This window comes from Streptomyces sp. BR123 (genome assembly GCF_013401435.1).
Taxonomy (GTDB): domain Bacteria; phylum Actinomycetota; class Actinomycetes; order Streptomycetales; family Streptomycetaceae; genus Streptomyces.
This window is the reverse complement of sequence record NZ_JACBGN010000473.1, coordinates 1-3,496: the sequence shown is the minus strand read 5'-3', so window position 1 is coordinate 3,496 and position 3,496 is coordinate 1. Positions and strand designations below refer to the sequence as shown.

The window sequence follows — 3,496 nt, the reverse complement described above, 5'->3', positions numbered from 1 at the left end:
GCGGGAGGGGAAGGCGGGGAGGCGGGCGGTTCAGCCGTAGCGGCGCATGTCGTGGAAGAAGTCCTCGACGACGGGCAGCCGGCCCTCGGCGCGGAGGGTGTCGTAGACGTGCCGGCCGACGGCGAGGTCGAGGACGCCCAGGCCGAACGGGGAGAAGAACACCGGCCGGTCGTCGGGGACGGCGAGGGTGCCTTCGAGCACGTCGTAGAGGGTCCCGTCGAGGAAGTCGCGGCCCCCGGTGAGCTGTTCGGCGAGGTGGGGGGAAGTGTCGGCCTTGAGGCAGTGCTCGATGTCGTCGACGACGTTGAAGCCGGTGAGGATCACTTCCGGGGACAGGTCGCGCAGGGAGACGTGCAGGACCAGCGGGTTGTGGGTGAACCAGCCGGGGTCGGTGACGTGCGGGGTGGCCGCGACCGTCGCGAAGACCACGAGGTCGCTGGAGCGGATCAGCTTCTCGGCGCTGTCGTGGACGGTGACGGGCGCCGGTTCGCCCGCCCGGTCCAGGTAGCCGGCGAAGCCGGCCGCGTGCTCGGCGGACAGGTCGTGGACGCCGATCCCGTCGAACTCCCAGCCGGTGCCCGCCAGGTACTGGTGGATGTAGCGGGCGATCAGGCCGGTGCCGAGGAAGCCGATCCGGCGGGGGCGGCGGCCGGCCGGGCTGAGCCGGTCGGCGGCGAGCGCCGCCGAGGCGGCGGTGCGCGCCGCGCTGATGATCGAGGATTCCAGGCAGGCGAGCGGATATCCGGTCGCGGGGTCGTTGAGGATCAGCACCGCGGAAGCGCGCGGAATCCCCGACGCCACATTTTCCGGGAAGCTGGAAATCCACTTCAGCCCGTCGACGGGCGCCGCTCCCCCGATGGAAGCCGGCAGCGCGATGATGCGCGCTGTCGGCCGGTCGGGGAAACGCAGGAAACAGGAGGGCGGATTGACGGTTCCGCCCTCCCCGTGCACCCGGTATGCGGATTCGATCAATCCCACCACTTCGGGCGCACGGCCGTCGAGGACTTCGTGCACCTGGGCGCCGGGGATGACGGCGAAGGAAGGCGCGCCGGCCGTACGTGACATCGCGGACTCCACAACTCGGCAGTTTTCTCGTCTGCGATGACGCTAGGCACGTGCCTTATCGGCGGGTTATCGATCGGCTACGGCCCCCGCCGGGGGCCGGTCCGGTCACACACTCCCGTCGGGGCCGGCCGGCACGTCTTCCCCGGGTGGTCGCCCCGGGAGTCTTCCCAGGGCGGAGCGGGCCTTCTCCTCCCAGGGCGGGGAGCCGATCCGCTCGAAGATCCCGAGCGCGCGGACCAGGTGCGTCCGGCCCTCCTCCACCCGGCCGCCGGCGGTGTGGGCCTCGCCGAGGGCGAGGCGGATCTGGCCCTCGATCATCGGGCTGCGGGTGCGCAGGGCGTGGTCGAGGGCCTCCAGGAAGGTCTGTTCGGCCGCGTCGGCCGCGCCCGCCGCCTGCCGGGTCCGGCCGAGGCCCAGCAGGGCGTAGGACAGGCCGAGCAGGTCGGACTTCTCCCGGACGATCCCGACGACCCGGTTGAACTCGGCCTCGGCCTCCTCCAGCCGGCCCAGGGCCAGCTGGGCGCTGGCGAGCTCGTGCAGGGCCAGGGCGAGGCTGCGGGCGTCGCCCTCGACGCTGGTGCACACGCGGACGGCGTCCCGGCTGAGCTCCACGGCCTGCTCCAGCTGTCCCCCGTCGCGGGCGAACTGGGCCATGAGGTTGAGGACGTACGCCTCGGAGGAGCGGTCGCCGGCCGCCCGGAACACCGGCAGGGCCTCGCCCAGCCGGCCGGTGCCGCGCCCGTACTCGCCGCGGATCCGGTCGATGAAGGCGAGGTTGCTCAGCACGAGCGCCCGCCCGAGCCCGTCCCCGGCCTCGGTGTACAGGCCGAGGGAGCGCTCCAGCCGGGCCGCGGCCTCGGGCAGCCGGCGCAGCCGCAGGTCGACGGTGCCGAGCTGCTGCTCCATGGCGGCCTGGCCGCGTACGTTGCCGGCGGCGCGGGCCGCGGCGTGGGCGTACTCGCTGCACGTCCGCCAGTCGTCCATGTAGTTCCGGGACTCGAAGAGCACCTCCATGGACATGACGAGGTCCCAGGCCAGGTCGGACATGCCCATCGCGGAGGCCTGCTCGACGACCGCGACGAGGGACAGCCGCTCGGCCTCGTACCACTCCAGGGGGGCGGCGAGCAGTTCCTCCAGCAGGACGGGGTCGATGGTGCGGCGCGGCACGTCGCTGTGGACGATGCCGTAGTCGCCGCCGTACTCGCGGCGGTGCGCCTGCTCGGCAATGGTCAGGCAGGTGCGGAAGACCCGGTCGCAGGCGGCGGCGCGGTCCTCGTCGGCCTCCTCGGCGCGGGCCAGCTCGTCCGCGTACAGGCGCATCAGGTTCTGGAAGCGGTAGCGCAGCTGTCCGGTGGCGTCGACACCGACGACCTCCAGGAACTGCGCGTCCACGAGGTGCTCTATCAGCCGTTCGGCGTCCAGGACGTCGAGGTCCGTCAGCGCGGCGCCCACCCACGCGGTGAAGTCGGGTACGCCGAGCAGACCCAGGTAGCGGTAGAGGCGGGCGGCGTCCTTGTGCAGGTACCGGTAGCTGAGCGCGAAGCTGGCCCGCACCTGGGACTCGCCCTGGCTGAGCTCGTCGAGGCGGCGGCGTTCGTCGCTGAGCCGGGCGACCAGGTGGCGTACCGACCAGTGCGGCTTGGAGGCCAGCCGGGCGGCGGCGATGCGCAGGGCGAGCGGCAGGCGGTCGCACAGGTCGACCAGGCGCCGCGCCTCCTGCGGGGCGGCGGCGATGCGGGTCTCGCCGACGATGCGCCCGAGGAGCTCGACGGCCCGTTCCTCGGGCAGCAGGCCGAGGTGGACCCGGGCCGACTGGGGCCAGGTGACGAGCTGTTCCAGCTGTTCGCGGCTGGTGACGAGGACGGTGCAGCCGCCGCTGCCCGGCAGCAGGGGCCTGATCTGCGCGAAGGTCCGGACGTTGTCGAGGACGAGCAGGACCCGGCGGTCGGCGAGCACGCTGCGGTACAGGGCGGTCAGGTCCTCCAGCCGGTTGGGGACGTCGTCGCTCTCCACCCCGAGGGAGCGCAGGAAGCGGCCCAGTATGTCGCTGGCGGTGGTCGGGGCGTGGTGCTCGTCGTAGCCGCGCAGGTCGGCGAAGAGCCGCCCGTCGGGGAACCGTTCGGCGACCCGGTGGGCCCAGCGGACGGCGAGGCCGGTCTTGCCGACTCCCGCCACACCGGTGATCAGGCCGACGGTGGGGGCGGCGCGGCCGTCCTGGCCCCGGACGTCCACCAGGGAGTCCAGGGCCGCCAGCTCCTCGTCCCGACCGGCGAACCCGGGTACGTCCGGGGGCAGTTCCGAGGGCACGATGGCACCGCGTCCGCCCGGGGTGTCACCGCCGGGGCCGCCGCCCGGGCCGCCACCGGGACCGCCACCGGGGCTGCCGCCGTCGGCGCGGGCCGCCGGGGCGGGTGCGGCCGGGGCCGGGGTG

At 73.7% G+C, this 3,496-nt stretch carries 2 protein-coding genes; both read right to left on the bottom strand.

The annotated features are described in order from the left end of the window. Positions 1–30: 30 nt before the first annotated feature. Complete coding sequence (gene sbnB / locus HYE82_RS35160) at positions 31–1,065, bottom strand: 2,3-diaminopropionate biosynthesis protein SbnB (protein WP_179178288.1); 1,035 nt, start codon at positions 1,063–1,065, stop codon at positions 31–33. 105 nt (positions 1,066–1,170) lie between these two features. After that, positions 1,171–3,496: tetratricopeptide repeat protein (locus HYE82_RS35155; protein ID WP_179178287.1), on the bottom strand; the 2,326-nt coding region annotated here is incomplete at its 5' end.